We start from the raw sequence: 23,584 nt of genomic DNA, 5'->3' as shown, positions 1-23,584 counted from the left end.
GGCTCGCTCAGCCACTGCGTCGGTCACGGTAGTCAGCGTCGTCATGTTGCGATCTTCCTCTCGACAGTCACATCTGGAATTCGGGGAGTCGGACGACGAGGCCGTCCCAGTTCTCGCTCACCCGCATCTGGCACGACAGTCGCGAGGTCGCCTCACGCTCGGGGTTCATGGCGAGCATCTCCTCCTCGACCGGACCAGAACGGCCGACTTCGGCGACCCACTGGTCGTCGACGATCACGTGGCACGTGCCGCACGCGGCCTCCCCGCCACAGTCGCCATCGACCCCGGGCACCGCGTTGTCTACGGCGATCTGCATGAGGGACACACCCTCATCGAGGGGCGCCTCGTGCTTCTCCCCGTCATGCGAGATGAAGGTGACAACTGACATGAAACAACTCCTTGCTCGAACGTGAGACAAGTGTTGGCACTCTGGTCATGCTGTGGCTATGGTCACCCGCGTCAATATGTTGTGATTTCGGCTCAGGAGGTCAGTTCCCATGATTTCCCCCGAGCCCGGGGTGCCTCCGTTGGCGTTCGTCCAGGCTCCTGAACAGCGACGTCCTCGAGCCCGACGCCGTGGCCCACTTCCGTCGGATCATCGACCACCATGGCACCTCCGGTCGGGTTGGTCCGGCACGACCGACAGGTGCCGGTCCGGTGGTTCCGCGAGGTCTACCCCCCACCTCGACTCCGAAGGCGCCACCCAGGCTCGGGCTCGCATTCGCCGAGAGGGCCCAGGCTGACCTCGTTCGGCCCCTTGAGCGTGCCCCTGGTCAGCGCTGGATCCGTGACCGAGGTCTTCGAGTCTGCTCGGCTATCTGCCCGTCATCTCCGGGGCCCTTCGCCCCCACTTCCACCAGGGGCAGCGCAGCCTGACGGTGGGTCTCAGCGGCCATACCGGCGATCCCGATCTCGACTGTCTGGTCATTACCTACGGTGGCGCGGCATTGCTTCGGCTGCTCGACATGCTGGCCGGCTCGCCGCCGGGCGTCACGCTGCACCTGGCCTGGAAGGCCCCCGGTTTCCGGAAGGCTACGCAGGCCTCCTGACCGGACGCCTGGCCTTCGACGCACACGCATCCTTCATCGACGTGCCCGCCGAGACCCTCCAAGCCCCCTGCCGATTCCCAGACCCGGTCGCCTACCGCCTGGCCGTCACCGAGCCTGCGCCGCACGCTCGAGCGGAGCACCAGCGCCACCAGCGTCACGGAGAGCGTGAGGCGCCTGCTCGAGGAGGATCCCGGACGCAGCAGCAGCCAGGACGTCGCGGCACTCCTCGGCGTCTCCCCCAGCACCATGAAAAGACGCCTTGACGACGAGGGCACGACCTTCCGTGAGGTTCGACAATCCCTGCTACGTGAGAGGGCCATCGTCCGCCTGCTCGACCAGTCCCTAACGATCAGCCAGATCGCGGTCGACCTCGGCTACAGCGACCTGGCAAACTTCTCCCACGCCTTCAAGCGCTGGACGGGAAAGTCGCCAAGCGAATTCCGCAACGTGGGTCGCCGCGGACCGAGCCTGAGCATGCGCACTGCACACGAAGGCCGGGGTGCGCTCCTGCTGCTCCAGATGAGGCGGTGTTTGATGCCCTAAACGTGACAACGACGGTTCTTATGACGCTTCCGAGGGTGGTCGATCGCGCCTGAACGGCCGCACGCCGCTCCCACTCTAGGTTTCTGGCTTGTAGGAGTCAGGACCACGGAGCGGAGAATTGCGTGCGAAACACCAGCCTATGGCGCGCCCTGTTGGGCGTCGACAAGCACCGTCATCGAGGACGTCGAGTTCGACGAGGAAGACGAGACTCGTCCTCTCGCCCATGTCCGACCACGACGCGCGGGCTGCGGCGTCTGCGACACGGGTGCACCGTGCGCACCGCCCAGGTCTGGGACGACATCGACGGTGGACTCGACCTGTTCGCCGGACTGCGTCGGATCAGGATCGATGAGATCTTTTGCGCAACTACAAGCACCTGACTATCGTGGTCGACCACGACACTGGCCGGCTGGTGTGGGCCGGTGTCGGGCGGGACAAGGCGACCGTGCGGGTGTTCTCGGGCCGTGCTCCATCGATGCCAGGATCTTGGCCTTGTAGTTGACGATGGTCCGCTGCAGCCTTCACGAACCGTTCGATCCGGCAGCGACGTGCCCAGTCGATCCACGCATCGAGCACCTCGACGGCCTCGTCGTGGGGAGGCTGGAACACCAGTCGGAGCGCTTCCTTGAGGAGGCAGGCGCGGTGCACTGTGGGCTCAGGCTTTCGCGATCCAGGCGAGTTGCGCCTGCTGTCGGGTGGTCAGGTTCTCGGGGTTCTTCCTCCAACGGATTCATCGAAGCGGTCAACACCAAGATCCGCTTGATAACTCGCATGGCCTTCGGCTTCGCCAGCCCCGACGCCCTCATGGCGCTGGCCATGCTCAACCTCAGCGGCCACCGACCCACCCTCCTCGGCCGGAAATGACCCACGGAAGCTATGAGTGCGCCGTGGCCGGGAGGCGTACCGAGGTAGGCGACGACGTCGGTCGCCGGGAGCGCGACGTTCGCCAGAGCGGCGACGGCCGCCATCGCCGCGGCGGCCCGAGTCCGCAGGACGTCGTCGACCGGTTCAGCGTGGCAGCGCGCGCCAGGCTGGCGGACCAGGACGAGAGGACCTTCGCCAGCGCCGCGACCACAAGGAAGGCGCCGCCGAGGTAGGCGATCGCTACCATGAGGAGAAGCACTGCGGACGCGGGATCGGGGCCGTTCTACGCCTGGACAGCAGCCGCGGCGAGCGCGCTCAGAATCGCTCACTGACAACCGGACGGGGTCAGGAGTCCCGGCCAGACGGGGTTCCGCGACTCTCAGAGGCGCTGTGAGGCCGACTCAAGACCGTCGCGGCCGCTTCATCGCGATGAAGTGGGCGTGAGCTCCACGTCCGTGGTCGACGACGTCGACGGGATCGCAGGGTGCTCCCCCTGGCGGCCGCGTGCAGCCGTCGCACGCTCCTCGAGGTCCTCGCCCGCTGCCTCGAACTGCTGACGCTGCTCCTCGGTGCTCGGCACGCCTGAGTGCGCGCTGGACTCGCCCGATGTCCTCGGAGCGTTCCTTCACGTGCATCATTCACGTGGTCCCTTCTCGGTGCGGGTGCGCGGCTGCGCGCCGAGTTCGTCGCCGTCGTGGATCTCGCCGGTGTCGAGGTCGACCAGGCCGAGCCTCGGTGGGCCTGCCGGGGCCGGCCGCTGTTCGTGTGCCCGCCTGTTGGCGGGTAGGGCGTCGATGTCGTAGGCGAAGGTGTTCTCGCGTCGCTGGCGCCTCGCGTCGGCCAGGTGCTCGTTGTGGCGGGGCTTGGCCGGCCAGGCTCTTGTGCTCGTCGTCGCAGTGCGCGCGCAGCCTGTTGCGCATGCGGTCGGTGAACGCCGTCAGGCAGTAGCGGTGCCACTCCTCGAGCGCGTCGCTGGTCATCGCCAGGCCGGCTCGCCGGCGCTGGTCGGCCAGGACGGCGATCTCGTGGACCAGGTGCGGGTGCAGGGGCCAGCAGGCTGGGGATGAGGCCGGAGACGTCCCAGGTGTACTCGCGGTTGAGCCAGATCACGACGTCCTCGAGCCACTCCCACAGGTCGTGACGCAGGCTTGGGGTCCAGGCAGGATGCCGGCTCCCAGGGCCGCGGCAGCAGCGCGTGGTTGCCCAGAGCCTTCCTCTGCTCCTCAGTGCCGTTGATGGCGATGCGGAGCTCGCGGTAGGCGAGCCGGACGTGGTTGCCGGGGACGGGGAACGGGAAGACCATCAGTGTTGGCGCCGCTCGGCGGGTCTGCTGCTCGGTGGTCACAGTTCACTCCTTGCCTGACCGTCATGGTGGTCGTTCTCGTCGTCGACGAAGCCGAGTCGGCGGGCCTCGACGAGCGCGGCGGTGGCGCGGGCCTCGGGGGTGATGACCAGGCGCCGGTCGTTGGTCAGCCGCTCGCGCAGCGCCCGCTGGTCGGCCAGGAGCCGTTCGCCGGCCTTGCCCTCGACGCAGCGGTGCAGGCTTCGCGATGATCGGCTTGCCGTTCTCGGCGATCACCAGGGCTTGCCGCTCGGGCAACTGGCGGACCTCCTCGGGCCGCATGATCGCGATGTCGTCGCCCTCGTACCCGCCACCGCTGCCGCGGTGGGTGCGGCGGCCGATCCGGACCTGACCGAGGAGGTCGGAGATCTCCTGGTTGAAGGCGACGTCCTTGGATCCGCCGAACATTACCAGGGTGTTGGTGAGGCCGAGCAGCGCGCGAGCCTCGTGCTCGCCGAAGATGCTGGTCAGGCTGAGGGCGGGTCTGAGCGGCCCAGATGAACGAGAGCCCCAGGGCCCGCTCGTTGGCCATCCGGGTGCGCAACGTGGGCAGCGGTGCAGTTGAGGGCAGGCTCGTCGAGCACCGAGACCAGGGGCGGGCACAGCCGGCCTCCCCACGGGGAGTTGTTGGCCAGCAGCAGGCCGGTGTCCAGGACGTGCTCGGCGACGGCGGTCATCAGCGGGCTGGCCGAGGCGTAGGGGTCCTCGCGGCCGAGGAGGTAGATGGTGCCGCGGCGGCGGATCACGTCGGCCAGGTCGGTGGCGGGGTGGCCCGGGCTGGGGATGCAGCGGCGGCGGATGTCGGCCTGGAAGAACAGCGACACCGCCTGCTGCACCGTGGTGACGGTATTGCCGGCGGTGCGGTCGTCACCGTTCAGCGCTCCGTGCAGGAGGCCGTGCCAGAACGGCTCGGCGTGCGGGTGGCGGCGCAGGATCTCCATCGGCTCGTTGGCCGCCGTGGGGTTGGCCACCCACTGCAGCACGTCCTCGAGCGTCTTCCCGGTCAGCGCCGCGGCGTGGAAGTAGCCCTGCAGCACCTTCGCGGACTCGGCCGCGTAGAACCGGGCGGCGTCGTCGCCGGTGCCGCCGGTGATCGCGCCCTTCACGGTGCCGGCGGTGAATGCCTTGGCGCGCCGCTCGGCCACCTTCGGGTCGACACAGCCGGCGATCGGGTCCCAGATCAACTCATCGACACCGTGACCCCAGATGCCCTCGGCCAGACCGAAGGGGTCGAGGACCACGCACGGCCGCTCGTCACGGGACCGCTCGCTGAGGCTGAGCAGCAGGTCCTCGACCTTGGTCAGCGTCACCAGGGCGGCACCAGGTGCACCGAGCAGCGCCGGGGTGAGCAGGTCGAGGGTCTTGCCGGAGCCCTGTGGGCCGATCACGCCGGCGGTGCGGTCCCACGGCACCCACAAACTCGCCGCCTCGCGGCTCATAGGCGTTGCCGATGCGCCAGCCCACGTCCCAGGGGTCGAACCTCAGGCTTCATCGAGCCACCTCCGGAACGGTGTCCCCGCACGGAGCGAGGCATCGGCGGCAGATCACCGCGCGGCCCTGGCGCTCTTCTGCGCGGCGGCCGAGGAGCGGGAACGTGTTCCCCGAAAGGAGGTCGCGCGCCTCGCCGACGAGCTCCACGTCGCCGACACCCACGTAGTAGTGCTTCTCGACGAGTACGGGCCGGTGGCCGCGTCGACGACAGATGATGCCGCCGAGGCGTCGGCGGCTGCGGGCGCGAATGGTCGGGTGACCTCGCAGGGGTGTCTCGTTGCTCATCGGTCTTCCTTCGTTCGGCGGCCGTCCAGGAGCCACGGGCTCAGGCCGTGGCCCAGCCTGTGGGCCGGGTTGTTCGGTGAGGTCGCCGATGGCGCGCTGGACCGGCGCCGGGGTCGCGGCGTGCTTGCCGTAGAGGTCCGGGCGGACGATGCCGGCGACCTTGCGGAGGCGGGTGACGCCGAGCAGGCTTCTCGGCCTCGGCGGCGGTCGCCATGCCGCGCATGCGGCCCGGACCCCAGCGCTGGTAGGCCCATACGCCGGCCCAGATGGTCGCGGCCAGCAACGTGAGACTCGGTCAGGGCGATGCCGCCCCAGACCAGGCCGCGGCCGGCCAGGTCGTCGGGGGCGGGGCTGGGGAGCCCGGCTCGGGCGTTGCCGCCAAGGACTCGCGGCAGGCTGGTCCAGAACGCGGTGCCGATGGGTGAGGGGAACGTGCCGGCGTTGGCGTCGGGCCAGGTCCATCCGGCGCCGGCGATCAGGTTGGCGACGGCTCGGCCGAGCCTGGATGCCGATGACGAGGACGAACAGGGTCGCCACCGTCACGGCCAGAGGGACCTCCCAGGTCCAGGGGTAGGGGTCTCGTCGTCGCTCGCGCTGCATCGGTCTGGCCACCTCCGGGCGGTCGTGGGTCTAGGTCACGTGTTGGGCCTCGCTGGTCACCTATGTGCCGTCAGGTCCCCGGTGCGATCACACGGCCCGGTCAGACTGCGTGGCTCGGACGCGATGCGTTCTCTGCGAGCCAGGTCGAGGGGTCGACGTTGTCGGGGCCGTAGATCGAGCCGTTCTTGAGGTGGACCTCGAAGTGGAGGTGGCAGCCGGAGACGTTGCCCTCCTTGCCGACCCGCCCGATCGGCTCGCCGGCGGCGACGGTCTGGCCACGGCCCACGGTGACTGTCTGCATGTGGGCGTACCAGGTGGTCAGAGACCCGGCGCCGGTGGTGACCTTGACCAGCCTGCGGGCCGGCCCACCCCTGGGTGGTGTCGATCTCGATGGTGCCGGCATGGGCGGCGTAGACGGTGGTTCCGCAGGGGGCGGAGAAGTCGGTGCCGGTGTGCCAGTTGGACCAGTAGGGGCCGGTCTCGTGCCAGTTGTGGTTGTCGGTGCCGATGTACTGCGCGGGCACCGGGTAGACCACCTCGTCGCAGGATGCGCCCTCGAGGCCAACCGGCTGGACGGAGGCGCCGGGCTTGACGTTGATGTGCACGTGGTCGAGGTGGTTCTCCGTGGCGCTCCCCCGGTCCTCCATCGGCCGCCAGCCCTCGGAGGCGCGTGCGACCGACCAGATGCGCTGGTACCAGATGATGTAGTCGATGCCGAGCTTTGCTCGCGTTGGTCTTGGCGTAGGCGGCGAGTCGGTCGCCCTGCGCGCGACCCGCGGCGTTGAGCGGCACCATGAAGTCCGCGGCGAGTCCGGCGGGGTGACCGTTGGGGTCGGTCGCGCTCGCGCGGTAGCCGCCGACGGTCTTGATGTCGAACATGGGCCCGAGGATGTTGACCAGTCTGGGTCAGCTGCGGCTTGACCGGGCCGAGGTTGTACTTGGCCTCCGTCGTGCTCGAGTCGACGGCGCACCCGGCGCTGCTGCCCGCGGTGGTGGCGGTCACCAACGGGTGATCGGCGAGCCTTGCTGGCCTTGGTGCTGTTGTCGACCTCGGCGCTGGCCCAGGTGAGGTTGGCGCCGTAGACGTGGTCGATCGGTGCGTCCTTCTTGGGCTTCTTGCAGGGTTCTGCGGAGCCGCCGAAGGCGTTGGTCAGGCTCGGGAGTGAGCGCGCAGTGCGAGGAGTTGTTGCCGTCGCTGCCGTCGTTGAAGTCGCCCACGATGACCGCCGGCGTGCCGGTGCCGGCAAGGCTCGGTCATGGTGGCCAGGCTCGCGGCGCAGCGCTTCCTTGCGGTGTCCCGCGGCGTTGCCCTGGGTGTTCGCGGGGTTGTGGATGCTCCAGACCCAGATGACCTGTCCGGCGCTGGGGCCGCCGGCCGTGCCGGTCAGCCTGGACCAGCGGCATGCCGACGTCCTTGCCGCCGAAGTACGGGATCTGCACGAGCCGGGCGTCGGTCTGCTCCCACTCGTTGCGGTCCCAGATCACCCGGTTCTGGGCCTTGCCGCTGGCCGGGTACATGCCCCACTTCGCGGCGTAGCGGTCGGCCAGGGCCTTGGCCTGGGGCGGGTGGACCTCCTGGAGGCCGGCGATGGAGACGCCGGCGTTCTCGATCGTCCGCATGGCGCCAGGCAGGCGCTTGTCCCAGGTGTCGTATCCGGGCCGCTCGCCGGCCTGGTCGGTGTGGCCGGCACCGAGGAGGTTGAGGGTCCCGATCGTGACCGGGTTGACGGTGTCGTCCTGGCAGTTGGCGACGTTGGTGGTCGAGCCGTCTTCGGGAAGGTCGGGCAGGTCGCCGCCGAGGAGGTCGGTGATGTCGCCGGCGACGTCTTCCCACTGTGCGTAGGCGTCGGGGTAGCCCGAGCGCTGGACGGCCTGCGCGGCCTGGGTGAGCGACATGTTCTGCCAGCCCGGGATGTCGAGCAGGCCCGGGTTTCCGGTGTGCTGTGCCTCGCCGAAGAACGCGCGAGCCGCGAGCACCGGATTGGTGATCTGGTTCTGGGCTCCCCCATCCGGTCGACGGGCGCTGCTGGAACAGGCCGAGGGAGTCGCGGTCACCGCTGTTGAGGTTGACCAGGCTTGGACTCCTGGATCGCGGCGGCGATCGCGATCTGCAGCCCGTAGCGGGGGGATCTCGAGGTCGCGGGCGACCTGGGCGATGGTGATCGCGTTGCGGGCCTGCTCGGCGGTCAGGGTCGGGTAGTTGGACGCGAACCGCAGGCGCATCAGGCTGGGCGAGGACGTCGCCGGCCGGCGCCTCGGCCGCCGTCTTCGCGGTGTACGCCGCCGGCACAACCCCCTCGCTGCCGGTGGTGGCCTCGGGGGTTCCCTCCGGGCCGGCGCCGTTCATGGCGATGCGGGCCGAGAGCCAGTGGTGGTCCGAGACCATCGTGCCGTCCCAGCCCTGCTCGAGGCGGGCGCCCTGGTGGTGGGGGAAGAAGATGAAGTCGACGCCGTGGTTGTGCCATCCGTAGCCGGCGGCCTTCATCTTCGCGGCTGCCGTCCAGGGCATGTCGGTGTAGGAGGCCTGGGTGTTCATGTCGCCGCCGATCAGCACCGGGCCGTGGGTGGCGAGGAGTGCGCGCAGCTGCAGCAGGATGTCCATGCCGGCGCCGTACTGCTGGGGCCGGGTCAGTGGCGGGTTGCCGTGCTGGCGAGGCCATTTGTGGGGGTTGGTCATGTGGTGGGTGGAGACCACCGAGACCACGGCGCCGTCGGCGCGCCGGAGCATCACCCACGTTGCGAAGCGATCCCAGGTGACCGGGCGGCCGTGGTAGAAGGTCTTGTCGTCGTCGACGAGTTTGGACTCGGCCGCCGTTGACCTTGGTCCAGGTCGAGTTCTTCCAGAGCACGACGTTGCCCATGGCCTGCTCGGCGCCGGCGCCGGTTCCGGCCGGGGTCGACACTCGAAAGGCGGAGTAGCCGGGGGCGGCGTCTTCGATCTGCGCGATGCTCCAGCCGCTGGCCTCGTTGAGGGTGACAAACTCGGGGTTCTTGGACAGGACCTTGGGCATGGATGCCCGGAACCCCTCGAGGCCGGAGCGCCGCGGGATGTTGGCCTGGGCGAAGGTGATCTTGCCCTTGACCGGGCTGCCCACGGGGCCGTCGATGGCCCCGAGGTCACCGGACTCGGTGGGCGCCGACTGGTTGGTCTGGGTGCGGCACTGGGCGGCCGCGGTGGTGCTCATCACCACCACCAGGCTGATGAGGAGCGGGAGCCCCATGAAGATCATCAGGACCGGCAGTCCGGCGAGCAGCAGACTTCTTCATGACAGGTCAATCCGAAGGTCGCGCCCTCAGGCGGCTGTCTCTAGGCACTTAGGTTCGATCAGCGTGTTTGTGGCTCCGACCGGCGTTCGCGCAGGTGGCGTCGGTTCGTTGCTCACTGAGCCGTGAACCGATGAACCGTCACCGTGGCTGACGGTTTCGCTGTAGCATCGACGCATGGTCGGCTCCTTTGAACTGAATGGCTGATGGGTCTGGTGGCGCTGCCGGGTGGCGGTGCGGGCGAACTGGTGCTGTCGAGTGCGCAGGCAGCCGAGGACTTCGAGCAGGAGATCGTTGATCAGTACGCGCTTGCGATGTCGGCGTCCGGCTTGAGCGATGGGCACATCCGCCAGACCCGGGCAGTGGTGATCGAGTTCGCGCGGTCGCTGACGAAGCCGCTGTGGGAGGCGACCTGCGCCGACGCCGACTCGTTCCTGGCAGAGCAACGCCGGTTGGGTCACAGCGTCGCCACCCGGGCCGGCAAGGCCGGCACCTTGTCGCTGTTCTACGAGTTCGTGATCGGCCGGTACGAGGGCACGATCCGCCGGGCGACCGGAGTGCTCGTCGAGCAGCCCATCGATGAGTTCAACCGTCAGTCCGGGGCGTCGCTGGCCAAGGTCCGCGTCCCGCCCTCGGATGAGGAGATCGACTCCCTGTTCACCGCTTGGCGGAGTTCGATCCCGCAGGCCCGCAAGTACTTGCCGGCAGCCCGCGACTACTTCGCCGCATCGCTGTGGCGCCGCCTGGGCCTGCGGATTAACGAGACCGTGATGCTCGACATCCGCGATTGGCGTCCCGACCTGGGCGAGTTCGGCAAGGCTCCATGTCCGGTTCGGCAAGGGCAGCCGCGGCCGGGGCTACAAACCACGGCTGGTGCCGGCTATCAACGGCGCCAACCAGGCTCATCGACTGGTGGCTGGCCGAGGTCCGCCACCAGTACGGCCAGGACTGGGACAACCCGGACGCACCGATGCTGCCTTCGGAGCGGTTCGACCGCGACCTGGATCGATGCGGTCGCGTCGGCGCCAACGCGTTGCGCCGAGGTCTGGCGATCCAGGTTGATCAGTGGCTGCCGGCGTGGTCGGAGCGGATGACACCGCATGTCCTTCGGCACTACTGCGCCTCGTACCTGTACGAGGTCGGCATGGACATCAAGGCGATCCAGGAGCCTGCTGGGCCACCAGTGGCTGGCGACGACCTCGGGCTACATCCACGTACGTAGCGAGCACATCGTGCACGCCTGGAACTCCGCCAACGACCGGGTCGGGGCCCGGCTGGGACTCCGCGCCGACTGAACACGCCGGGCCGATTGCGCCCATCACGACAAGACCATCGACGAGACCAGATCGACTACCGAAGGAGAGGACGCAGATGCAGTGGAGCCTGCGGCTTCGCGCCGCTGAGAGAGGGATCTGGAAGTCGGCACAGGCTGCGCCGGATGCTGGCCGAGGCCGGTCTGGAGATCAGCGCCGGGAAGATGTCGTCGTGGTGGGCAGGGACCCCGCCGACGATGAGGCTCGAAGAGCTCGACGTGCTGTGCGCGGTGCTGGAGTGCACCCCCAACGACCTGATGACCCCCGAGCCCGAGAAGGTCGCCGCCCGCCGGGCCGGCAACGCCGAGGCAGTCACCGGCAACGACGACAAGCCGAACGGCGGCAGCGCCAGCCCTGTTGTGAGCCCGCGGTTCGGCAAGCCACGGTCGACCCCGCCGCTGTAGACCCCGCCGCTGTCGACGACCTCTGGCAACCAGGAAACGACGAGCCGATGCCGGCGCCCGGACCCGATGCTCCGTTGCGTCTGCCGCCGCGGTGCACCCGGTGCCAGGCCAACCCGGTCGCCTGGACCAATCCGCGGGTCGACTTCTGCTACGACTGCCTGCCCGGGGGACCGTTCCCCGCCCCGCCGTGCCGCACCTGTGGGACCGCGAAGGACTACTTCAGCCAAGGCCTGTGCAGCCTGTGCCACCCACGCAGCCCGCAACGCCCCGGGGCGTGCAAGGGCTGCATGGCGTGGGGTGTCTACCCGCGCTACAACTGGACCTGCTGGCCGTGTCGCTGGTGGCGCACCCACTACCCCGAGGGCGTCTGCGACTTCTGCGGCCGACTCGCGCGGATCGGGAACTCGGGCGCCTGCCGACTCTGTGTGGAACAGGCACAGATGACCCAAGAGCCGGGCCGCGCCCTCGACCTGGTCGGCGCCAACGCCACCAGCCAGCAAGCTGTTCTTGGCCAACATGCTGTTCAAGAAGCGCGTCACGCCACGCCTGTCGGCCCCGGGGCCGCGGGCCGGTAAGGCGATCAGCGAACCGTGGAAGAGCCGCCACAAGAACCGGCTGCCCTACCCGGCGGGGACCGGCTTCGACGACGAGGACACCGTCCAACTGCCCTTGTTCGACATGGCGCCCGACCCCGAGGCCGTCCGCCGGCGGGTCCTGACCGAGGACAGCGAGCCTGACTCGCTACTGCGCAGCCATCATCAACGAGCACGCCGAGCGGTACGGCTGGTCGGTACGTCAACGCAACGACGTAACCCGATCGCTGCGCCTGCTGCAGACCCTGCGCGAGACTCCGACCGCGAAGATCCGGGCCACCGACGTCCTGCAACTGCCCCGCTACGCCGGCAACATCGCCTCGACCATCGACGTACTCGCCACGGCCGGGCTGCTGATCGAGGACCGGCCCAGCCGGGTCGAGGTCTACTTCGCCGCAAAGACGGCCAACCTGCCGCCCTTGATGCGCGAACACCTCGAGTCTGTGGCTGCGGGTCATGCTCGACGGCTCGCAGCAGCCACCCCGGCAGGTGCCCCGCGACCCGCAGACCGCGCGGATCCAGATCATGGGGCTGGTCACCGTGGTCAACACCTGGGTCGAGGCCGGCTACAAGTCCTTCGCGCAGGTCACCCGCGCCGACATCGAAGCCGCCCTGCTGCCGCTGAACCCCGGTCGACGACACGCGGCCGAGCTCGGGCTGAAGTCGCTGTTCAGAACCCTCAAGGGCCGCCGACTGATCTTCGCCAACCCGATGCGAGGCCTCAAGCACACGCCACTGAACGGCAACATCCCACTCGCACTCGACCCCGCCGTTATCCGCGACGAGACTCAACCACCCCGACCCGGTCGTCGCACTCGCCGTCGCCCTGATCGCCTTCCACGCACTCACCGGCAAACAGGCTGCGGCAGATCATGCTCACCGACATCGTCGACGGGCGCCTCACGATCGGGGACCGCGTGATCCCGCTCGCCGCCCCGGTGCGCACCAGGCTCGCGGCCTGGCTCGACCACCGCAACCGCCGCTGGCCGGGCTCCATCAACCCGCACCTGCTGGTCAGCCGGCGCACCGCACCGCGGCTCGTGCCCGTGGGCCACAGGCTTCCCCTGGAAGGGCATCACGCTGCGCCCCCAGGCGCTGCGCGAGGACCGCATCCTGCACGAGATCCACGCCACCGGCGGCGACGTACGCCGCATCTGCGACCTGTTCGGCCTCAGCGTCGACGGCGCCACCCGCTACCTGAAGACCGTCGAGCACCCCGACCTGACGGTCGCCGCCGAACCGACACCTCGAACCTGAGCAGACCCGCCAAAGACTCCCGAACTCAGCGCCTCGACCGGCAGACCCAGATCGGGGCAGCAGCCAAGCGTCGTCGCTGATCTCAATGGTGAACACCTCAGCCACCCCCGGCCCTCTCCCGCAACCAGGAGCACGGAGCACCACGCAATACTCCGCAACACCGGGACTTGACCCCGTACCTAGGTCCGGGGTTCAGGATGGGGTCATGCGAACCAGCGAACTGGCTGAGCGCGTCGGCGTGAACGCCGAGACCCTGCGCTACTACGAACGTCGCGGCCTCTTGGCGCCGCCGCCCCGAACACCGGGCGGCTACCGCGACTTCCCCGCCACGGCAGTCGAGTCTGCTGCGGTTCATCAAGCGGGCACAGGAGCTGGGCTTCACCCTGGACGAGGTCGAAGAACTGCTCCACCTCGATGCCGGCGGCCCCGAGGCGTGTGACGCCGCCCGCGAGCCTGGCCCAGGCCCGCTGCGCCGACCTCGAGGCACGCATCACCGACCTGCAGCGGATGCATGCCTCGCTGAGCGACCTGATCGCCACCTGCGAGCGTCCGACCGCGGACCGCGACTGCGCCCTCCTCGAAGCGATCGCAACCCCTCGCCCGACCCCGACCACCCCGTGACCAGCCGGAGCACATCGTGACCAACCCACCGCAGCCGACCAACTCGGCAACCCCGGCCACACCGGCCACACCGGCCACACTGGCCACACCGGCCACACCGGCCACACCGGCCACGCCGGCCACGCCGGCCACACCGGCTATCGAGATTCTGCACGTTCCGGACTGCCCGAACCTGGCGCCGATGCTCGACCGCCTCCGCGAGGCCACCGACATCCCCGCGACCACCCGCGAAGTGCAGACTGAAGCCGATGCCCGGGCCCTGGGGATGGCCGGCTCACCCACCCTGCTGATCAACGGCGTCGACCCGTTCGCCACCGAAGACGCGTGCGAGTGCGGGATCTCGTGCCGGCTGTACCGCGACGAGGACAACAAGATCGTGCCGGCGCCGACCGCTGACCAACTGCGCGCCGCACTCGCTGCCATGACGAGTGGGGAGTCAGGAGGCGGCGATGACGCGGCCGAGTGCGCGAGCGGCACCCCCGGCGAGCGGCTCAGCAGGCTGGCGAACTCGCGCGTTGCCCCAAGACGCGCTCCAACGAGCGGTCCACCAAGCGATCCTTCGTACGTTCGCCAGCACCGGACGACCACCCACGATCGAGGACCTGCACCGAGCGACCGGCGCCACCTCGAGCACCCTGGCCGGAGCGCTGCGCGCGCTGCACGACAGCGACACCGTCCGGCTCGACCAACACGGCCACGTCGTCGTGGCGTACCCGTTCTCAGCCTGCCCCGACCCGGCACCAAGTCGCGATCGCCAGCGGTGTCAGCGTCCACGCCATGTGCGGCATCGACGCACTCGGGATCCCGGTCATGTTGGGCCAGGACGTCCGCATCGACACCAAGGACCCGATCACCGGGGAACAGATCACCATCACCACCGACAACGGGCACACCACATGGAACCCCCACGACGCTGTGGCGTTCGTCGGCGCCGACGCCGGTGGCGGCCCGTCCGCGGACTGCTGCTGTGGATACCTCAACCTGTTCGCCAGCCAGGCCACCGCGGCTGCCTGGTCCGCAGCGCACCCGAGCATCCTCGGGCAGGTCCTCTCCCAGATCGAGGCGGAGGAGACTCGCCGGCTCGCTGTTCGGCGCTCTCCTCACGCCCGACACCCGTGCCACGATGACCCCGTGAGCAGGGTCCAGCGCTTCCAGGCCACCGTCACGGTGGATCGGCGCGGCCGCACGCACGTGCACATCCCGTTCGACCCCGATCAGGTGTGGGGTCCGAAACCACGTCATCCGGTCGCAGGATCGGTGGCCGGTCGATCCCTGCGCGGCACCATCGAGAAGCTCGACGCCGGACCTGTCATGACCCTGGGCCCCGCCTGGACCTGCCTCGCGTTGACCGACGGGGCAACCGTCGACGTCGTCCTCGAGCCCGAGGGACCCCAGCGAGAAGACCTTGCTACGGACATCGCCGAGGCACTGGATGCCGCGCCAGACGCGGCCGCCGCCTTCGACGGACTCGCGCAGTTCTACCGCAAGCAGTGGCTGCGATGGATCGAATCGACCAAGCGGCGGCCCGACCAGCGCCCAGTACGCATCGCCGAGATGATCGAACTGCTCCGAGCCGGCCACAAGGAACGTCCCTGACCCACCGCCAGGATCGTGCTGGTGCGGGTTGCTCGAACCTGAGCACGTACGACCGCCCCCAGGCTTCGAAGATGCTCAGGTTCCGGCCAAAACCGTCAATTTTCATCGGAACTTCTAACCTGCGGCCTCGATGGCCTCGTTGGTGTAGTAGAGCTTCTTCTCCAGCGGGTGGAGCACCGTCTGGACCTTGTACATGGCGTCGCCGATGCACCACAGCGCGCGACCCTTGTCCTGCATGGCCCACCCGGAGACGAGGTCTTGGGCGATCGGGCCGAGACCGAGCATGGAGTCGAGCTCGCGGGCGACGCGGGGCTTCTGGGCGCCGAGGATCTTGATGTCGGCCGACTCGAGGAGGTCCTTGGCGATCATCGAGGCCTGGGAGTCGGCATCGCCGACCGAGAGCAGGTCCGAGGGCTTGTGCAGGTTGCAGAACTGGATGTCGCCGCCCTTGCCGGCCATGCCGCGCGAGAGCCGCAGGTCGGCGTCGAAGGCTGGCCACCGCGGCGGTGCCCAGGCGCATCTGCTTCCAGACCTCGTCGCGCACGACGATGCGCAGGTCGCCAGGCTCGGCGATCTCCCGCAGCCCGCGACCCCAGGAGTTCATGCACAGCAGCGCGATGCCCACGGCCTCATCCCCGAGGCCGTCGAGTCGGGAGAGGCTGAACGACTGGATCGGGGCGCGCCAGTCGACCTCGATGTTGGTGAAGTCGTCGAAGAGGCCTGCCAGCGTGCCGGTGACCAGGCTTCGCCCAGCGCGTTGCGCAGCAGCCGGGTCTCGTCGAGGAACTGTCGGGTGTTCGCGTACTCGCAGGCCCGGACGAGGCTCCTCGGTGGGGTTGCGCAGCAGGTCCCACAGCCGCGGGATGGTGGTCTCTTTCAGGACGCTGTTGCCGGCGGCGTAGCCGGTGAGGATGGCCAGGGCGTTGCGTACGACGTCGGACTCGTCGGGGCCGAACGGCACCCGCCGTTCGTCGTCGATCTTCATGCTGCCGACCAGGCCGCGGACCAGGACCAGCCACCGGTTGAAGATGATGGTGGCGCGCCGCTGCGCCTCCTCGGCCGAGAGCTTCTCCCAACCGTGGCTGAGCGGCCCCATGTCCAGCGGGTTGACCCGCGCCGGCATCCCGGGGCCGATCGCGAACGGCTCGACGCCGAGCGCGCGGCACAGCGATTCGTACTCGTCCTTGACGTCGCCGGTGACCAGGGTGCGGTAGCCGAACGGCATCATCCGGGTGCAGAAGCCCTTGGTGGTTCCCGACTTCCCACTGCCCGGCTTGGCGAACTGGAAGATGTTCGGGTTGGTGGCGGGGACGTCGTCGCGCAGCACCCATCCGAACGGGTCGCAGTAGAACGAGCCGCCGGAGAGCCTGGTCGACACCCATCTGCGCACCGGTCGGGGGCAGGGCGGGCGCGGAGACGAACGGCCAGAACACCGGGGCCTGGTCGCTGGTCATCCGCCAGGCCAGTGCCGGAGCGCTGGCGGCGGCCCAGCCGCGGCCGCGGCGGGCGGCACCGCGGCGTGGGGCGTAACGGAACAGCCGGGGCTCCTTGGCCTCCGGCGCGAGGACAGGGATCGTCGGCAGGTCGTGCCCGAAGTCGGAGAGCAGGGCCGCCATGTCCCTGCCTCGATCGGCACCATTGCGACGGGGGCGATTGCGGCGGGGGGCTGCGTTGATTGTCCGGGGCATCAGGCGTCTCCGCTCCGGGTCAGGCTGGTACCGAGGGGGATGGTGGACGCGGCGAACCCGACGTCCTGGGCGAGGTCGAGGCGCAGCGGCGCGAACCCGGCGCGCCGGACCGAGGCGTCCAGCCGGCGGCCGAACTCGGTGATCCGCATGGTCTTGGGGACGGTGACGGTGCACACGCCGTAGGGCCGGGTCAGTGAGTTGCCGCGGGCCGGCTTCGCGTCCAGGCCCCGGGCCTTGTGGGCCTCGTCGCGCTGCTTGGCGCGGGTCTTGCGGCCGAGCTTCTCGTTCATCCCCTCGGCCAGGTCGGCGGCCCACTTAGCGTTGCCAGACTGCCGGTCGGCCTTGGACTGGGACACGATCGGGTAGGCGACGACGAACGAGCGACGCTCCCCGGACTCACTCGGGGTCAGGATCGGCGCCAGGGCGCCCATCGCGACGCCGCGGGTCGGGAGGCTTGATGGTCGAGCCGACCGAGTTCCAGGCGTCGTGGCTGTAGTGGCGCACCGTCGCGTCGGCACCGGACGGGCCGGCCATCGCCCACGGGACGTCTGCGTCGACGTTCGGGTCCTTCTCGCGCATCGAGAGGGCCTCGACGATGCCGGCGCGGTCGCCGGGGGCGAACCCAGTCCGGCAGGCCAGCGCGAGCTCGGGCGAGCTAAGCCACCGGACCGTGGTCATCCCCATCGGGCCGCGCAGGCTGGGCCTCGATCTCGCCCATGAGCAGGTAGAGACTCACGGCAGCGGCCCTCGAAGCCGCCGCCGGACTCCTTGGCCGAGCGCGCGATCCGAGTCTCGGGGACGACGATCGTCACGAACGTCTCGGTGCGCACCGACGCCTGAGTGAGGCCGTGAGCCAGGCCGCTGTTGACGACCTCCGACGAACCGGGGCGTTCGGCCGGCGGTGCCGGTTGACCCACAGGTCGCGCTCGGCGCCGTCCTCGGGGACGGTGCGCACCATGAAGAGGATCTCGTCGACCTTCTCGGTCCGGCCGGCGACGTCGAGCAGTCCGGCCAGCGCCTCGCCGTAGCGGGCGCGCTCCTCGACGTCCTTCATGCCGATGCCCGAGTGGACGATCGAGGCAGTGACCGCCCAGGTCTTCATGGCGTGGTTCTCGATGATCGCCACGCGCTGCGACTGCGAGCCGTGCGGCGGGCCGTCGTGGATCTGAACGCCCTGCAGCACCCCGGGCAGGTCCGGGGTGTCGAGGTCCTCCGCGCGACCCTGGGTCGCCTTGGCACGGAACGAGGTCCAGCCGAGCAGGCCTCCGACGGCGTACATCGTCGAGGCGAACACCCAGCCGGTAGCCGAGCGGCCGCGCACAGGGATCACGGTGATGGCCAGCAGGAACAGCCAGACCAGGGCGAACAGGAACGCGGAGAACCATGCTCCGCGGCTGATCGCCCAGAACGCCGGCAGGCTGGCCAGCGCCAGGAACATCAGGCTGGCCTCCGGAGAGGCCGAAGAACCAGCCGATGCGGTCGCGCTGGTAGTCGGCGTAGGTGGTCATCGTCGGCTTCCCTTCTGGTCAGTGAGGTCGGTGGCTGTCGATCGGTGCTCGAGGTGGGGGCGCATCGGGCTACACCGCCACCGGTGGGATGCCGCCAGGCTGCGGCACCGGCACCTCCGGCACCTCCGGCTGCTCCCCCGCCGCCCGCGGCCGGGGTCTTGGGAGCCTGCGCCCGCTCCCCCGCCCCCTGGGCCGCCGCCCTGGCCTCCAGAGCCGCCGCCCGGTCCGCCGCCACCGGGCAGCGTCGGCAGGGTGGGCGGGGCAGGAGGCGTGGGTGGGGTCGGCAGCGAGGAGTCGCCGTCGTTCTGGTCACCGCCCCGCGAATCCGACTGCTTCCCGCCCTGGCCGCCGGACTGACCGCCGGACTGCCGGCCACCCATGCCGCTGAAGTCGGGGCCGTAGGTGCTCTGGCCGACGCCGGCCTGGTTGGTCTCGTCCGACATGAGCGAGGTCGCCTTCGCGCCGGCGGAGTTGATCGCCCCGAGCCCGGCCGCGACCGCCCGGCCGACGCCGCCGAAGCCTGCCGAGGAAGCCCTGGGTGGACTTGTTGAACCGGTCGCCGGTCGAGGACTCGGCGCTCTGCTCGCCCGAGGAGCGTCCGTTGGCGTCAGTGGTCGACGCCGCCGAAAAGCCGCCACCCGCGCCGCCGCCGAGCAGGCCCTGGAGGCCGCCCTGGATCGCCATGCCCTGACGGAACGATGCGCCGCTGGGGGTGCCGGGGTCGACGAAGGCCAGAAGGCTTGAACAGAGCCATGGGCGCGACGACGCCGATCAGGATCGTCATGACGGCCGGCAGTGCGGTGCCGAAGGTCTTCGCGGTGTCCTCGGCCAGGTGGGCCGCGACGCCGTTGGCGAACTGCACGCCGATGCCGAGCACCGTGATCATCAGGACCGGGGTGAACGCGGCGGCGTGCAGCCACCGCAGGCTCTTCCAGAACCAGGACCGGGTGAAGTCCGAGACCAGGCCGGCGGCCGACAGGGGGCCGGTGGCGGTGAGCACCAGGAGCGAGGCCGCCCGTGCGAGGTAGACCAGAAGGTGGCCGATGGCGGCCAGCCACAGGAAGATCCCGAGGAAGGCCAGCGCGGTGGCCACGCCGGCGTCGGTAATGTCGTCGACGCCGAGGCCACCGAGCGGGTCCCAGTCCGGCCAGGTCTGCACCTTGAGCAGCGACTTCATCAACGCCCGCGTGATCGCACCACAGGCCGCGATCAGGGTGACGGCGTAACCGAACCAGCACGCGTTGATGACGACGAACTGGCCGGCGCCGATGAGCGCCCGGGCGAGTCCCTTGCCTTCGCGCTTGAAGGCCGCGGCGCCGAGCCTGGATCATCGCCAAGATGACCACCAGGGCCAGGGCCAGCCACAGGGTGAAGGCGTAGACGTCCTTGCCGGGGCCGTCGGCCCGCAGGTCGGGGGTCAAGAACAGGCTCGCTGAACGTGAGCACGATGCGCAGCACGAACAGGCCGGAGTTCCAGACCGCGAGCATGGCCGCGGTCCAGGCGTCGGCGGCCGCCTTGGCGATGACGTCGCCGATGGCCTCGAACGGGTTGGGGATGTCACCCACGCCGGGGATGCCGCCGCCGAAGACGTCGCCGACGTTCGGCAGACCGGGGATTCCGGGGAGCCCGGGAACGCCAGGCAGCCCGGGCAACCCGGGCAGGTCGCCGCCGCAGATGGCGTCGAGGATGCCGCAACCGTCCGGAAGCAGGTTGCCCGCGCCGTCCAGGACGTTGCCGGCGCCGTCCTTCACGTCGCCGGCGGCGTCCTTGCCGCAGTCGATCGGGTCGCTGGCACAGTCGAGTGCGTCGCCGCCGAGGTCGCACAGGGCGTCGGGGCCGGGGCAGCCCACCTTCACGTTGCCGCGGGCCGGCAGTCGGCCGCTGGTGGCGGCCGGGGTGAGCTCGGCTGTCGTGGCGGCCGAGTTGGTCGCCGGCTCAGCGGCGGCCGCCGCGGGCGGCTGCAGGGTGCTCGCAGGCTCCGAGGAGCGTGGTGAGGACCAGGATCGCCAGGGCGGCCCTGACCAGGTGGCCCAGTCGGAGCGCCCGGGGCGCAGTGGCGATAGCGGTCGTGGTCACTGGGGGGCTCCGTTGATCCAGATCCAGCCGGCCTTCTCGAACTCGGGGGTGCCGGGAGCCACGGCCTGCGGCTGGCCCTCCGAGACCAGGTGCTGGATGTCGGCTTCGCTGCCCGTGACCAGGCGCCAGTCGCCGTCGATCCAGCGCATCAGCCTGGGTGCCGGCGTAGAGGCTGTCGTTAACCTTGCCGTCGGCGGTGGTGAGCGTGACGTAGGCTGAGCAGGTTCACCGCGTAGTAGCCGGTGTCGAGTCTGCTCGAGGGTGTAGGCGATCGGGGTGAGGGCGTACGACGCGGGGGCAGGCACGTCGCCGTCCTTCGGGACGCCGGCCTGCTTGCGGCGCAGGCTCGACCGCGGCGCGGGCGCGCTCCTCGAAGGTGGCCTTGTCCTCGGGGTCGGCGTAGAGGCCGGCGACGGTGACGGCCTGGTCGTAGTCGAACCCGAGCTGGGCCTTGGCCACCTCGACCTGGAGTGCCACGGCGCCGAGGTCGGTGGCCGGGAATCCGGTCGGGTGGCCGTCGACCTGGTCGGTGCCGGTCGGGATCACGACGCCCTCGGCGGGCGCGGTGTCCGGGGCGACCTGCTCGACCGAGGTGTTCTCGACCGTCTGGCTCGAGTTGTCCCCGCCGGCCGTGTCGGAGGCGCCGGCGTCGTCGGCTCGACTGCGAGCACCGAGCCAGACAACGGTGGCCACCATGGTGGCGATCGCCACCAGGATGCCGATGCGCACCAGGGTGGCTCGCGAGTCGTCGTTGCCGGTCGTCAGGTTCTTCATCTCAGTGGTCCCCTTCGATGTGGTCAGGGTCAGTAGTGGCGTCGGTCGACCAGGTGCGCCAACCGGCCTCGTGTGCCAGTTGGGTGCCGGGCCAGGTCGCGGGAGCGGGGGCCGGGGGCGCGCCGGGCGCGACCATCCAGCGGCCGCCGACCCACTGCATGCGCTCGCAGTGGGCGAAGGCGATCTGGGCTTCCTGCTTGTAGGAGGCGGTGACCTTCATCAGCACGCAGACGGTGGTCCAGTCAGGGCCGTCGGTGCCCTTCACGAGCGCGGCGGCCGGCTCGAGGGAGACCGAGGAGCCTGGGGCCCTTGACCTCGCCCATGCCGGTGCTGGTCAGGAAGGCGCGGACGCTGGCGGTGATCCACCAGTCCTCAGCGCGGACCCCGCCGGGCAGGGCCCACGCGTTGTAGACCTCCTCGGCCGTGGTCAGGCTCATCGACTGCAGCACCGCGAGGTCGATCTGGGCGAGCCTGCCCGATCGCACCCTCGGGGGTCTGCGGGAACCCGGTCCTGACGAACGCGGGGCCGTTCACGCCGGCGCCGGTCGGGATCTTGATGACGGGCGCCGCGGCGCTGATGGTCTCTCCCGGGAAGGCGGCCCTCTCCGGGACGGTCAGCATCGACTCGGCGGCGATCTCGTCGCGGTGCGCGGCGCCCCGGGCCTGCGTTGAGCGGTCGGTCTCGCCGGTCGCCACCCCAGGGGCCGCCGCGTTCGCGTCGTCGCCGATACCGGCGAGGGCGAGGTAAACTCCCGTAGACCAGGCCACCGATCAGGAGCGCAGCCACGACGACGGCCATCACCAGAATCCCGAGGAGGCGGCGACGGCTCCACTCGCTGGTGCCCTCAGCCTTCTTCGTGGCCGCGCGCCGCATCAGATGCAGCCCTTGCCGAGGATGCCGTCGAGCATGCCGGGCAGAACCAGGTAGGCGATCGCGCAGGCGAAGACCACCACCACCGAGATCACGCCGACCTTGGAGGCGTGCGGCAGGGAGAACACCCGGCCAGCGATGATCGCGCCGATGGCGATGACGATCGCGAGACCGAACAGGATGATGACGCCCCACAGGACGTAGGCTGGTGATCTCGTTGGTGGGCCCGACGGCACCGGGAGGCGCCTTCGGGCAGACCTTGGCGGCCATCGGGAGGAAAGCGGTCGTGACGTCCATCGGTGGACTTCCCTTCTGGGTTGCTGACCCCGGTGCGGGTCAGGCGCTTTCGGTGGTGTCGGTGAGCAGGTGTGCGGGCTCAAGCAGGCTGACGTGCTGCCGAGATCAGGGGGGTCGGGACGGGGCGGGAGTCCAGGCCGTTGACCGCGAGCTCGCGGTCCTCGGGGATCTCCACGCACCGGTCAGCGACCAGCGCGCGACGTACGGCGGGGCCGCCGGCGTGCTCGAGACCCCGGGGCCACTTCTTGCGGCGCGGGCCGCGCACGGCGAGGGTGATCTGCTCGGGCTGCCAGTGGTTGGCCAGCAGACTCGAGCGCGACCGAGGCGCGTCGCATCCCGGGGACGGTGGCGGTCGTGACCAGGACGACCTGGTCGGCGGTGCGGACGGCCTCGGCGAGCCAGCAGTCGGTGGCCAGCAGTTGGCCGGCCTCCCAGCCGACGTCGAGGATGGTCAGGCTGGGTCTCATGCTCGGCGTCGGTCGGCAGGGGGGACCTCGTCGACGCCGGCGAGGACCTCGCTGGCCCGCTCGAGCAGGACGTGGTCGCGCTTGCCCTGACGCCAGTCGGTCGGGTGCAGGCCGAGACCGGCGGTGCTGGCGGAGGCGAGGCCGGAGGCGGTGACCGAGCAGCACTCGATGACCCGAACCGGGCCGGCCGCGGCCAGGCCGGTGGCGAGGGCGATGGTGCTGGCCCCGACCGAGCCGGCGCATCCGATCACGGCGATGGTGTGCTCCCCCGCCGCGGGTGACCACTTGTCGGCCGCAGCGGTGCCGCGGCCGCGGGGTCCCTTGCCGGCGCCGGGGCCGGTGCGGAACTCGCCGGCGGCGAGGGCGTCCCATGCGCGCTTGAGTTCGTCGACCCCAACCGGCCGGGCCGGGCGGCTGCAGGCCGGTGCTGAGACTCGGGTGCTCATTGGGCTTCCCCGATGCCGCCGCGACGGAACTCGAGCGCGGCGCGGACCTCAGCCGGCGTCAGGCTGGCCAGCCTGGGCCTTGGCGGCCTGGACCTCGTGCAGGCTGCGCGACGCAGCCGGTGAGCCTGCTCGATCGCCTCGGTCTCGCGGCCGGCGATCGCGAACAGTTCAGCGATCTGCTGCGGCGTCCGGCTCCCACCACGATCCAGGGTGTCGTCCTGGGTGTTTGTCATG

Annotated in this window: 40 protein-coding genes and 5 pseudogenes; 14 read left to right on the top strand and 31 right to left on the bottom strand. The window is 70.1% G+C overall.

Going from position 1 to position 23,584, the window contains the following annotated elements:
• Window positions 1–67: 67 nt before the first annotated feature.
• Window positions 68–388, bottom strand: coding sequence for a 2Fe-2S iron-sulfur cluster-binding protein (locus tag G5V59_RS24480; RefSeq protein WP_278258212.1), 321 nt, complete (start codon window positions 386–388; stop codon window positions 68–70).
• Between the two features lie 490 nt (window positions 389–878).
• On the opposite strand from G5V59_RS24480, the gene G5V59_RS24475 reads away from it, so the two are divergent.
• From G5V59_RS24475 to G5V59_RS24465, 3 genes and pseudogenes are all read left to right on the top strand, one after another.
• Complete coding sequence (locus tag G5V59_RS24475; RefSeq protein WP_278258211.1) at window positions 879–1,049, top strand: hypothetical protein; 171 nt, start codon at window positions 879–881, stop codon at window positions 1,047–1,049.
• Window positions 1,050–1,214: 165 nt separating this feature from the next.
• Window positions 1,215–1,592, top strand: a complete 378-nt coding sequence (locus G5V59_RS24470; protein ID WP_278258210.1) for a helix-turn-helix transcriptional regulator — start codon at window positions 1,215–1,217, stop codon at window positions 1,590–1,592.
• Between the two features lie 122 nt (window positions 1,593–1,714).
• Window positions 1,715–2,040 (top strand): annotated as a pseudogene (locus tag G5V59_RS24465) (hypothetical protein); the annotation flags it as partial.
• A 13-nt stretch (window positions 2,041–2,053) separates the two neighbouring features.
• On the opposite strand, the pseudogene G5V59_RS24460 reads toward G5V59_RS24465, so the two are convergent.
• Window positions 2,054–2,310 (bottom strand): annotated as a pseudogene (locus G5V59_RS24460) (transposase); the annotation flags it as partial.
• A gap of 2 nt (window positions 2,311–2,312) precedes the next feature.
• On the opposite strand from G5V59_RS24460, the pseudogene G5V59_RS24455 reads away from it, so the two are divergent.
• A pseudogene (locus tag G5V59_RS24455) lies at window positions 2,313–2,456 on the top strand (transposase); the annotation flags it as partial.
• A 23-nt stretch (window positions 2,457–2,479) separates the two neighbouring features.
• A complete protein-coding gene (locus G5V59_RS24450) occupies window positions 2,480–2,689 on the top strand; it encodes a hypothetical protein (protein ID WP_278258209.1) in 210 nt (69 codons plus the stop codon).
• Between the two features lie 168 nt (window positions 2,690–2,857).
• On the opposite strand, the gene G5V59_RS24445 is transcribed toward G5V59_RS24450, so the two are convergent.
• From G5V59_RS24445 to G5V59_RS24395, 11 genes are all read right to left on the bottom strand, one after another.
• On the bottom strand, window positions 2,858–3,085 hold the full coding sequence (locus G5V59_RS24445) for a hypothetical protein (RefSeq protein WP_278258208.1): 228 nt from the start codon (window positions 3,083–3,085) through the stop codon (window positions 2,858–2,860).
• Between the two features lie 9 nt (window positions 3,086–3,094).
• Window positions 3,095–3,436, bottom strand: a complete 342-nt coding sequence (locus G5V59_RS24440; RefSeq protein ID WP_278258207.1) for a hypothetical protein — start codon at window positions 3,434–3,436, stop codon at window positions 3,095–3,097.
• Complete coding sequence (locus G5V59_RS24435; RefSeq protein WP_278258206.1) at window positions 3,433–3,801, bottom strand: hypothetical protein; 369 nt, start codon at window positions 3,799–3,801, stop codon at window positions 3,433–3,435. The genes G5V59_RS24440 and G5V59_RS24435 overlap by 4 nt, the downstream gene beginning before the upstream one ends.
• A 21-nt stretch (window positions 3,802–3,822) precedes the next feature.
• Window positions 3,823–4,212 (bottom strand): TraM recognition domain-containing protein, encoded by a 390-nt coding sequence (locus tag G5V59_RS24430; RefSeq protein ID WP_278260035.1) that lies wholly within the window; start codon window positions 4,210–4,212, stop codon window positions 3,823–3,825.
• 53 nt (window positions 4,213–4,265) lie between these two features.
• The gene (locus G5V59_RS24425) at window positions 4,266–5,237 is read right to left on the bottom strand and encodes a hypothetical protein (RefSeq protein WP_278258205.1); all 972 of its coding nucleotides are present in this window, start codon (window positions 5,235–5,237) and stop codon (window positions 4,266–4,268) included.
• A gap of 49 nt (window positions 5,238–5,286) precedes the next feature.
• Complete coding sequence (locus G5V59_RS24420) at window positions 5,287–6,186, bottom strand: hypothetical protein (protein ID WP_278258204.1); 900 nt, start codon at window positions 6,184–6,186, stop codon at window positions 5,287–5,289.
• Between the two features lie 88 nt (window positions 6,187–6,274).
• On the bottom strand, window positions 6,275–6,475 hold the full coding sequence (locus G5V59_RS24415; protein ID WP_278258203.1) for a M23 family metallopeptidase: 201 nt from the start codon (window positions 6,473–6,475) through the stop codon (window positions 6,275–6,277).
• 17 nt (window positions 6,476–6,492) lie between these two features.
• Window positions 6,493–7,053, bottom strand: a complete 561-nt coding sequence (locus G5V59_RS24410) for a hypothetical protein (RefSeq protein WP_278258202.1) — start codon at window positions 7,051–7,053, stop codon at window positions 6,493–6,495.
• A gap of 120 nt (window positions 7,054–7,173) precedes the next feature.
• Window positions 7,174–7,392 (bottom strand): hypothetical protein, encoded by a 219-nt coding sequence (locus G5V59_RS24405; protein WP_278258201.1) that lies wholly within the window; start codon window positions 7,390–7,392, stop codon window positions 7,174–7,176.
• 36 nt (window positions 7,393–7,428) lie between these two features.
• Entirely contained in the window at window positions 7,429–8,397 is a 969-nt protein-coding gene (locus G5V59_RS24400; RefSeq protein ID WP_278258200.1) for a hypothetical protein, read from the bottom strand.
• Complete coding sequence (locus G5V59_RS24395; protein ID WP_278258199.1) at window positions 8,397–9,404, bottom strand: hypothetical protein; 1,008 nt, start codon at window positions 9,402–9,404, stop codon at window positions 8,397–8,399. The genes G5V59_RS24400 and G5V59_RS24395 overlap by 1 nt, the downstream gene beginning before the upstream one ends.
• 240 nt (window positions 9,405–9,644) lie before the next feature.
• Between G5V59_RS24395 and G5V59_RS24390 the strand changes: the two genes are divergently transcribed.
• The 9 genes and pseudogenes from G5V59_RS24390 to G5V59_RS24350 all read left to right on the top strand — a co-directional run bounded on the left by G5V59_RS24390 (window position 9,645) and on the right by G5V59_RS24350 (window position 15,222).
• Window positions 9,645–10,532 (top strand): hypothetical protein, encoded by an 888-nt coding sequence (locus tag G5V59_RS24390; protein ID WP_278258198.1) that lies wholly within the window; start codon window positions 9,645–9,647, stop codon window positions 10,530–10,532.
• A complete protein-coding gene (locus tag G5V59_RS24385; protein ID WP_278258197.1) occupies window positions 10,529–10,660 on the top strand; it encodes a tyrosine-type recombinase/integrase in 132 nt (43 codons plus the stop codon). Before G5V59_RS24390 ends, G5V59_RS24385 begins: the two co-directional genes overlap by 4 nt.
• A gap of 216 nt (window positions 10,661–10,876) precedes the next feature.
• Window positions 10,877–11,155 carry a helix-turn-helix transcriptional regulator gene (locus tag G5V59_RS24380; protein ID WP_278258196.1) on the top strand — a complete coding sequence of 93 codons (279 nt, stop codon included), beginning with the start codon at window positions 10,877–10,879 and terminating at the stop codon, window positions 11,153–11,155.
• Between the two features lie 516 nt (window positions 11,156–11,671).
• Window positions 11,672–12,373 (top strand): hypothetical protein, encoded by a 702-nt coding sequence (locus tag G5V59_RS24375; RefSeq protein ID WP_278258195.1) that lies wholly within the window; start codon window positions 11,672–11,674, stop codon window positions 12,371–12,373.
• A gap of 247 nt (window positions 12,374–12,620) precedes the next feature.
• A complete protein-coding gene (locus tag G5V59_RS24370) occupies window positions 12,621–13,085 on the top strand; it encodes a hypothetical protein (RefSeq protein ID WP_278258194.1) in 465 nt (154 codons plus the stop codon).
• 125 nt (window positions 13,086–13,210) lie between these two features.
• Window positions 13,211–13,444, top strand: a complete 234-nt coding sequence (locus G5V59_RS24365) for a MerR family DNA-binding transcriptional regulator (RefSeq protein ID WP_278258193.1) — start codon at window positions 13,211–13,213, stop codon at window positions 13,442–13,444.
• Entirely contained in the window at window positions 13,441–13,626 is a 186-nt protein-coding gene (locus G5V59_RS24360; RefSeq protein WP_278258192.1) for a hypothetical protein, read from the top strand. Before G5V59_RS24365 ends, G5V59_RS24360 begins: the two co-directional genes overlap by 4 nt.
• Before the next feature lie 777 nt (window positions 13,627–14,403).
• A pseudogene (gene merB / locus G5V59_RS24355) lies at window positions 14,404–14,637 on the top strand (organomercurial lyase); the annotation flags it as partial.
• A 120-nt stretch (window positions 14,638–14,757) separates the two neighbouring features.
• Window positions 14,758–15,222 carry a YdeI/OmpD-associated family protein gene (locus G5V59_RS24350; protein ID WP_278260034.1) on the top strand — a complete coding sequence of 155 codons (465 nt, stop codon included), beginning with the start codon at window positions 14,758–14,760 and terminating at the stop codon, window positions 15,220–15,222.
• 114 nt (window positions 15,223–15,336) lie between these two features.
• Here the strand turns inward: G5V59_RS24350 and G5V59_RS24345 are convergent, their stop codons facing one another.
• From G5V59_RS24345 to G5V59_RS24260, 18 genes and pseudogenes are all read right to left on the bottom strand, one after another.
• Window positions 15,337–15,681, bottom strand: coding sequence for a hypothetical protein (locus G5V59_RS24345; RefSeq protein ID WP_278258191.1), 345 nt, complete (start codon window positions 15,679–15,681; stop codon window positions 15,337–15,339).
• A gap of 170 nt (window positions 15,682–15,851) precedes the next feature.
• Window positions 15,852–16,838: a hypothetical protein gene (locus G5V59_RS24340; protein WP_278258190.1), complete on the bottom strand. Its 987-nt coding sequence runs from the start codon at window positions 16,836–16,838 to the stop codon at window positions 15,852–15,854.
• Window positions 16,839–16,909: 71 nt separating this feature from the next.
• Window positions 16,910–17,588, bottom strand: a pseudogene (locus G5V59_RS37635) (SCO6880 family protein).
• On the bottom strand, window positions 17,585–17,722 hold the full coding sequence (locus tag G5V59_RS37630; RefSeq protein WP_341351025.1) for a hypothetical protein: 138 nt from the start codon (window positions 17,720–17,722) through the stop codon (window positions 17,585–17,587). The pseudogene G5V59_RS37635 and the gene G5V59_RS37630 overlap by 4 nt, the downstream one beginning before the upstream one ends.
• Window positions 17,719–18,348, bottom strand: coding sequence for an SCO6880 family protein (locus tag G5V59_RS24325; protein WP_341351024.1), 630 nt, complete (start codon window positions 18,346–18,348; stop codon window positions 17,719–17,721). Before G5V59_RS24325 ends, G5V59_RS37630 begins: the two co-directional genes overlap by 4 nt.
• A 66-nt stretch (window positions 18,349–18,414) precedes the next feature.
• The gene (locus tag G5V59_RS24320) at window positions 18,415–19,056 is read right to left on the bottom strand and encodes a hypothetical protein (RefSeq protein ID WP_278258186.1); all 642 of its coding nucleotides are present in this window, start codon (window positions 19,054–19,056) and stop codon (window positions 18,415–18,417) included.
• Complete coding sequence (locus G5V59_RS24315; protein WP_278258185.1) at window positions 19,026–19,595, bottom strand: type IV secretion system protein; 570 nt, start codon at window positions 19,593–19,595, stop codon at window positions 19,026–19,028. The genes G5V59_RS24320 and G5V59_RS24315 overlap by 31 nt, the downstream gene beginning before the upstream one ends.
• A gap of 32 nt (window positions 19,596–19,627) precedes the next feature.
• Window positions 19,628–20,275: a hypothetical protein gene (locus G5V59_RS24310; RefSeq protein ID WP_278258184.1), complete on the bottom strand. Its 648-nt coding sequence runs from the start codon at window positions 20,273–20,275 to the stop codon at window positions 19,628–19,630.
• Between the two features lie 79 nt (window positions 20,276–20,354).
• Window positions 20,355–20,495, bottom strand: coding sequence for a hypothetical protein (locus tag G5V59_RS24305; RefSeq protein ID WP_278258183.1), 141 nt, complete (start codon window positions 20,493–20,495; stop codon window positions 20,355–20,357).
• Complete coding sequence (locus G5V59_RS24300) at window positions 20,492–20,644, bottom strand: hypothetical protein (RefSeq protein ID WP_278258182.1); 153 nt, start codon at window positions 20,642–20,644, stop codon at window positions 20,492–20,494. Before G5V59_RS24300 ends, G5V59_RS24305 begins: the two co-directional genes overlap by 4 nt.
• Before the next feature lie 76 nt (window positions 20,645–20,720).
• On the bottom strand, window positions 20,721–21,269 hold the full coding sequence (locus tag G5V59_RS24295) for a hypothetical protein (RefSeq protein WP_278258181.1): 549 nt from the start codon (window positions 21,267–21,269) through the stop codon (window positions 20,721–20,723).
• A gap of 1 nt (window position 21,270) precedes the next feature.
• Window positions 21,271–21,534: a hypothetical protein gene (locus G5V59_RS24290; protein ID WP_278258180.1), complete on the bottom strand. Its 264-nt coding sequence runs from the start codon at window positions 21,532–21,534 to the stop codon at window positions 21,271–21,273.
• Entirely contained in the window at window positions 21,512–21,706 is a 195-nt protein-coding gene (locus tag G5V59_RS24285; RefSeq protein ID WP_278258179.1) for a hypothetical protein, read from the bottom strand. The genes G5V59_RS24290 and G5V59_RS24285 overlap by 23 nt, the downstream gene beginning before the upstream one ends.
• On the bottom strand, window positions 21,703–22,143 hold the full coding sequence (locus G5V59_RS24280) for a hypothetical protein (protein ID WP_278258178.1): 441 nt from the start codon (window positions 22,141–22,143) through the stop codon (window positions 21,703–21,705). The genes G5V59_RS24285 and G5V59_RS24280 overlap by 4 nt, the downstream gene beginning before the upstream one ends.
• On the bottom strand, window positions 22,143–22,376 hold the full coding sequence (locus G5V59_RS24275; RefSeq protein ID WP_278258177.1) for a hypothetical protein: 234 nt from the start codon (window positions 22,374–22,376) through the stop codon (window positions 22,143–22,145). Before G5V59_RS24275 ends, G5V59_RS24280 begins: the two co-directional genes overlap by 1 nt.
• 243 nt (window positions 22,377–22,619) lie before the next feature.
• On the bottom strand, window positions 22,620–22,904 hold the full coding sequence (locus G5V59_RS24270) for a hypothetical protein (RefSeq protein WP_278258176.1): 285 nt from the start codon (window positions 22,902–22,904) through the stop codon (window positions 22,620–22,622).
• Complete coding sequence (locus G5V59_RS24265) at window positions 22,901–23,350, bottom strand: hypothetical protein (protein ID WP_278258175.1); 450 nt, start codon at window positions 23,348–23,350, stop codon at window positions 22,901–22,903. Before G5V59_RS24265 ends, G5V59_RS24270 begins: the two co-directional genes overlap by 4 nt.
• The gene (locus tag G5V59_RS24260) at window positions 23,347–23,583 is read right to left on the bottom strand and encodes a hypothetical protein (protein ID WP_278258174.1); all 237 of its coding nucleotides are present in this window, start codon (window positions 23,581–23,583) and stop codon (window positions 23,347–23,349) included. The genes G5V59_RS24265 and G5V59_RS24260 overlap by 4 nt, the downstream gene beginning before the upstream one ends.
• Window position 23,584: the final 1 nt, after the last annotated feature.

The sequence above is a fragment of the Nocardioides convexus genome, assembly GCF_011090295.1.
The sequence above is the reverse complement of the archived record's forward strand: the minus strand, read 5'-3'. Positions and strand labels throughout refer to the sequence as shown.

Coding starts and splice junctions, on each gene's coding strand:
- G5V59_RS24425 (WP_278258205.1), bottom strand. CDS start 5,237: ATGAGCCGCGAGGCGGCGAGTTTGTGGGTGCCGTGGGACCGCACCGCC.
- G5V59_RS24380 (WP_278258196.1), top strand. CDS start 10,877: ATGCTGGCCGAGGCCGGTCTGGAGATCAGCGCCGGGAAGATGTCGTCG.
- G5V59_RS24345 (WP_278258191.1), bottom strand. CDS start 15,681: ATGGCCGGCAAGGGCGGCGACATCCAGTTCTGCAACCTGCACAAGCCC.
- G5V59_RS24370 (WP_278258194.1), top strand. CDS start 12,621: ATGCTCACCGACATCGTCGACGGGCGCCTCACGATCGGGGACCGCGTG.
- G5V59_RS24400 (WP_278258200.1), bottom strand. CDS start 8,397: ATGCGCCTGCGGTTCGCGTCCAACTACCCGACCCTGACCGCCGAGCAG.
- G5V59_RS24270 (WP_278258176.1), bottom strand. CDS start 22,904: ATGAGACCCAGCCTGACCATCCTCGACGTCGGCTGGGAGGCCGGCCAA.
- G5V59_RS24325 (WP_341351024.1), bottom strand. CDS start 18,348: ATGTTCCTGGCGCTGGCCAGCCTGCCGGCGTTCTGGGCGATCAGCCGC.
- G5V59_RS24295 (WP_278258181.1), bottom strand. CDS start 21,269: ATGAAGAACCTGACGACCGGCAACGACGACTCGCGAGCCACCCTGGTG.
- G5V59_RS24265 (WP_278258175.1), bottom strand. CDS start 23,350: ATGAGCACCCGAGTCTCAGCACCGGCCTGCAGCCGCCCGGCCCGGCCG.
- G5V59_RS24385 (WP_278258197.1), top strand. CDS start 10,529: ATGACACCGCATGTCCTTCGGCACTACTGCGCCTCGTACCTGTACGAG.
- G5V59_RS24340 (WP_278258190.1), bottom strand. CDS start 16,838: ATGGCGGCCCTGCTCTCCGACTTCGGGCACGACCTGCCGACGATCCCT.
- G5V59_RS24415 (WP_278258203.1), bottom strand. CDS start 6,475: ATGCAGACAGTCACCGTGGGCCGTGGCCAGACCGTCGCCGCCGGCGAG.
- G5V59_RS24375 (WP_278258195.1), top strand. CDS start 11,672: ATGCTGTTCAAGAAGCGCGTCACGCCACGCCTGTCGGCCCCGGGGCCG.
- G5V59_RS24260 (WP_278258174.1), bottom strand. CDS start 23,583: ATGACAAACACCCAGGACGACACCCTGGATCGTGGTGGGAGCCGGACG.
- G5V59_RS24440 (WP_278258207.1), bottom strand. CDS start 3,436: ATGACCAGCGACGCGCTCGAGGAGTGGCACCGCTACTGCCTGACGGCG.
- G5V59_RS24480 (WP_278258212.1), bottom strand. CDS start 388: ATGTCAGTTGTCACCTTCATCTCGCATGACGGGGAGAAGCACGAGGCG.
- G5V59_RS24410 (WP_278258202.1), bottom strand. CDS start 7,053: ATGTTCGACATCAAGACCGTCGGCGGCTACCGCGCGAGCGCGACCGAC.
- G5V59_RS24365 (WP_278258193.1), top strand. CDS start 13,211: ATGCGAACCAGCGAACTGGCTGAGCGCGTCGGCGTGAACGCCGAGACC.
- G5V59_RS24395 (WP_278258199.1), bottom strand. CDS start 9,404: ATGATCTTCATGGGGCTCCCGCTCCTCATCAGCCTGGTGGTGGTGATG.
- G5V59_RS24315 (WP_278258185.1), bottom strand. CDS start 19,595: ATGAAGTCGCTGCTCAAGGTGCAGACCTGGCCGGACTGGGACCCGCTC.
- G5V59_RS24280 (WP_278258178.1), bottom strand. CDS start 22,143: ATGCGGCGCGCGGCCACGAAGAAGGCTGAGGGCACCAGCGAGTGGAGC.
- G5V59_RS24300 (WP_278258182.1), bottom strand. CDS start 20,644: ATGCGCTGGATCGACGGCGACTGGCGCCTGGTCACGGGCAGCGAAGCC.
- G5V59_RS24390 (WP_278258198.1), top strand. CDS start 9,645: ATGGGTCTGGTGGCGCTGCCGGGTGGCGGTGCGGGCGAACTGGTGCTG.
- G5V59_RS24285 (WP_278258179.1), bottom strand. CDS start 21,706: ATGAGCCTGACCACGGCCGAGGAGGTCTACAACGCGTGGGCCCTGCCC.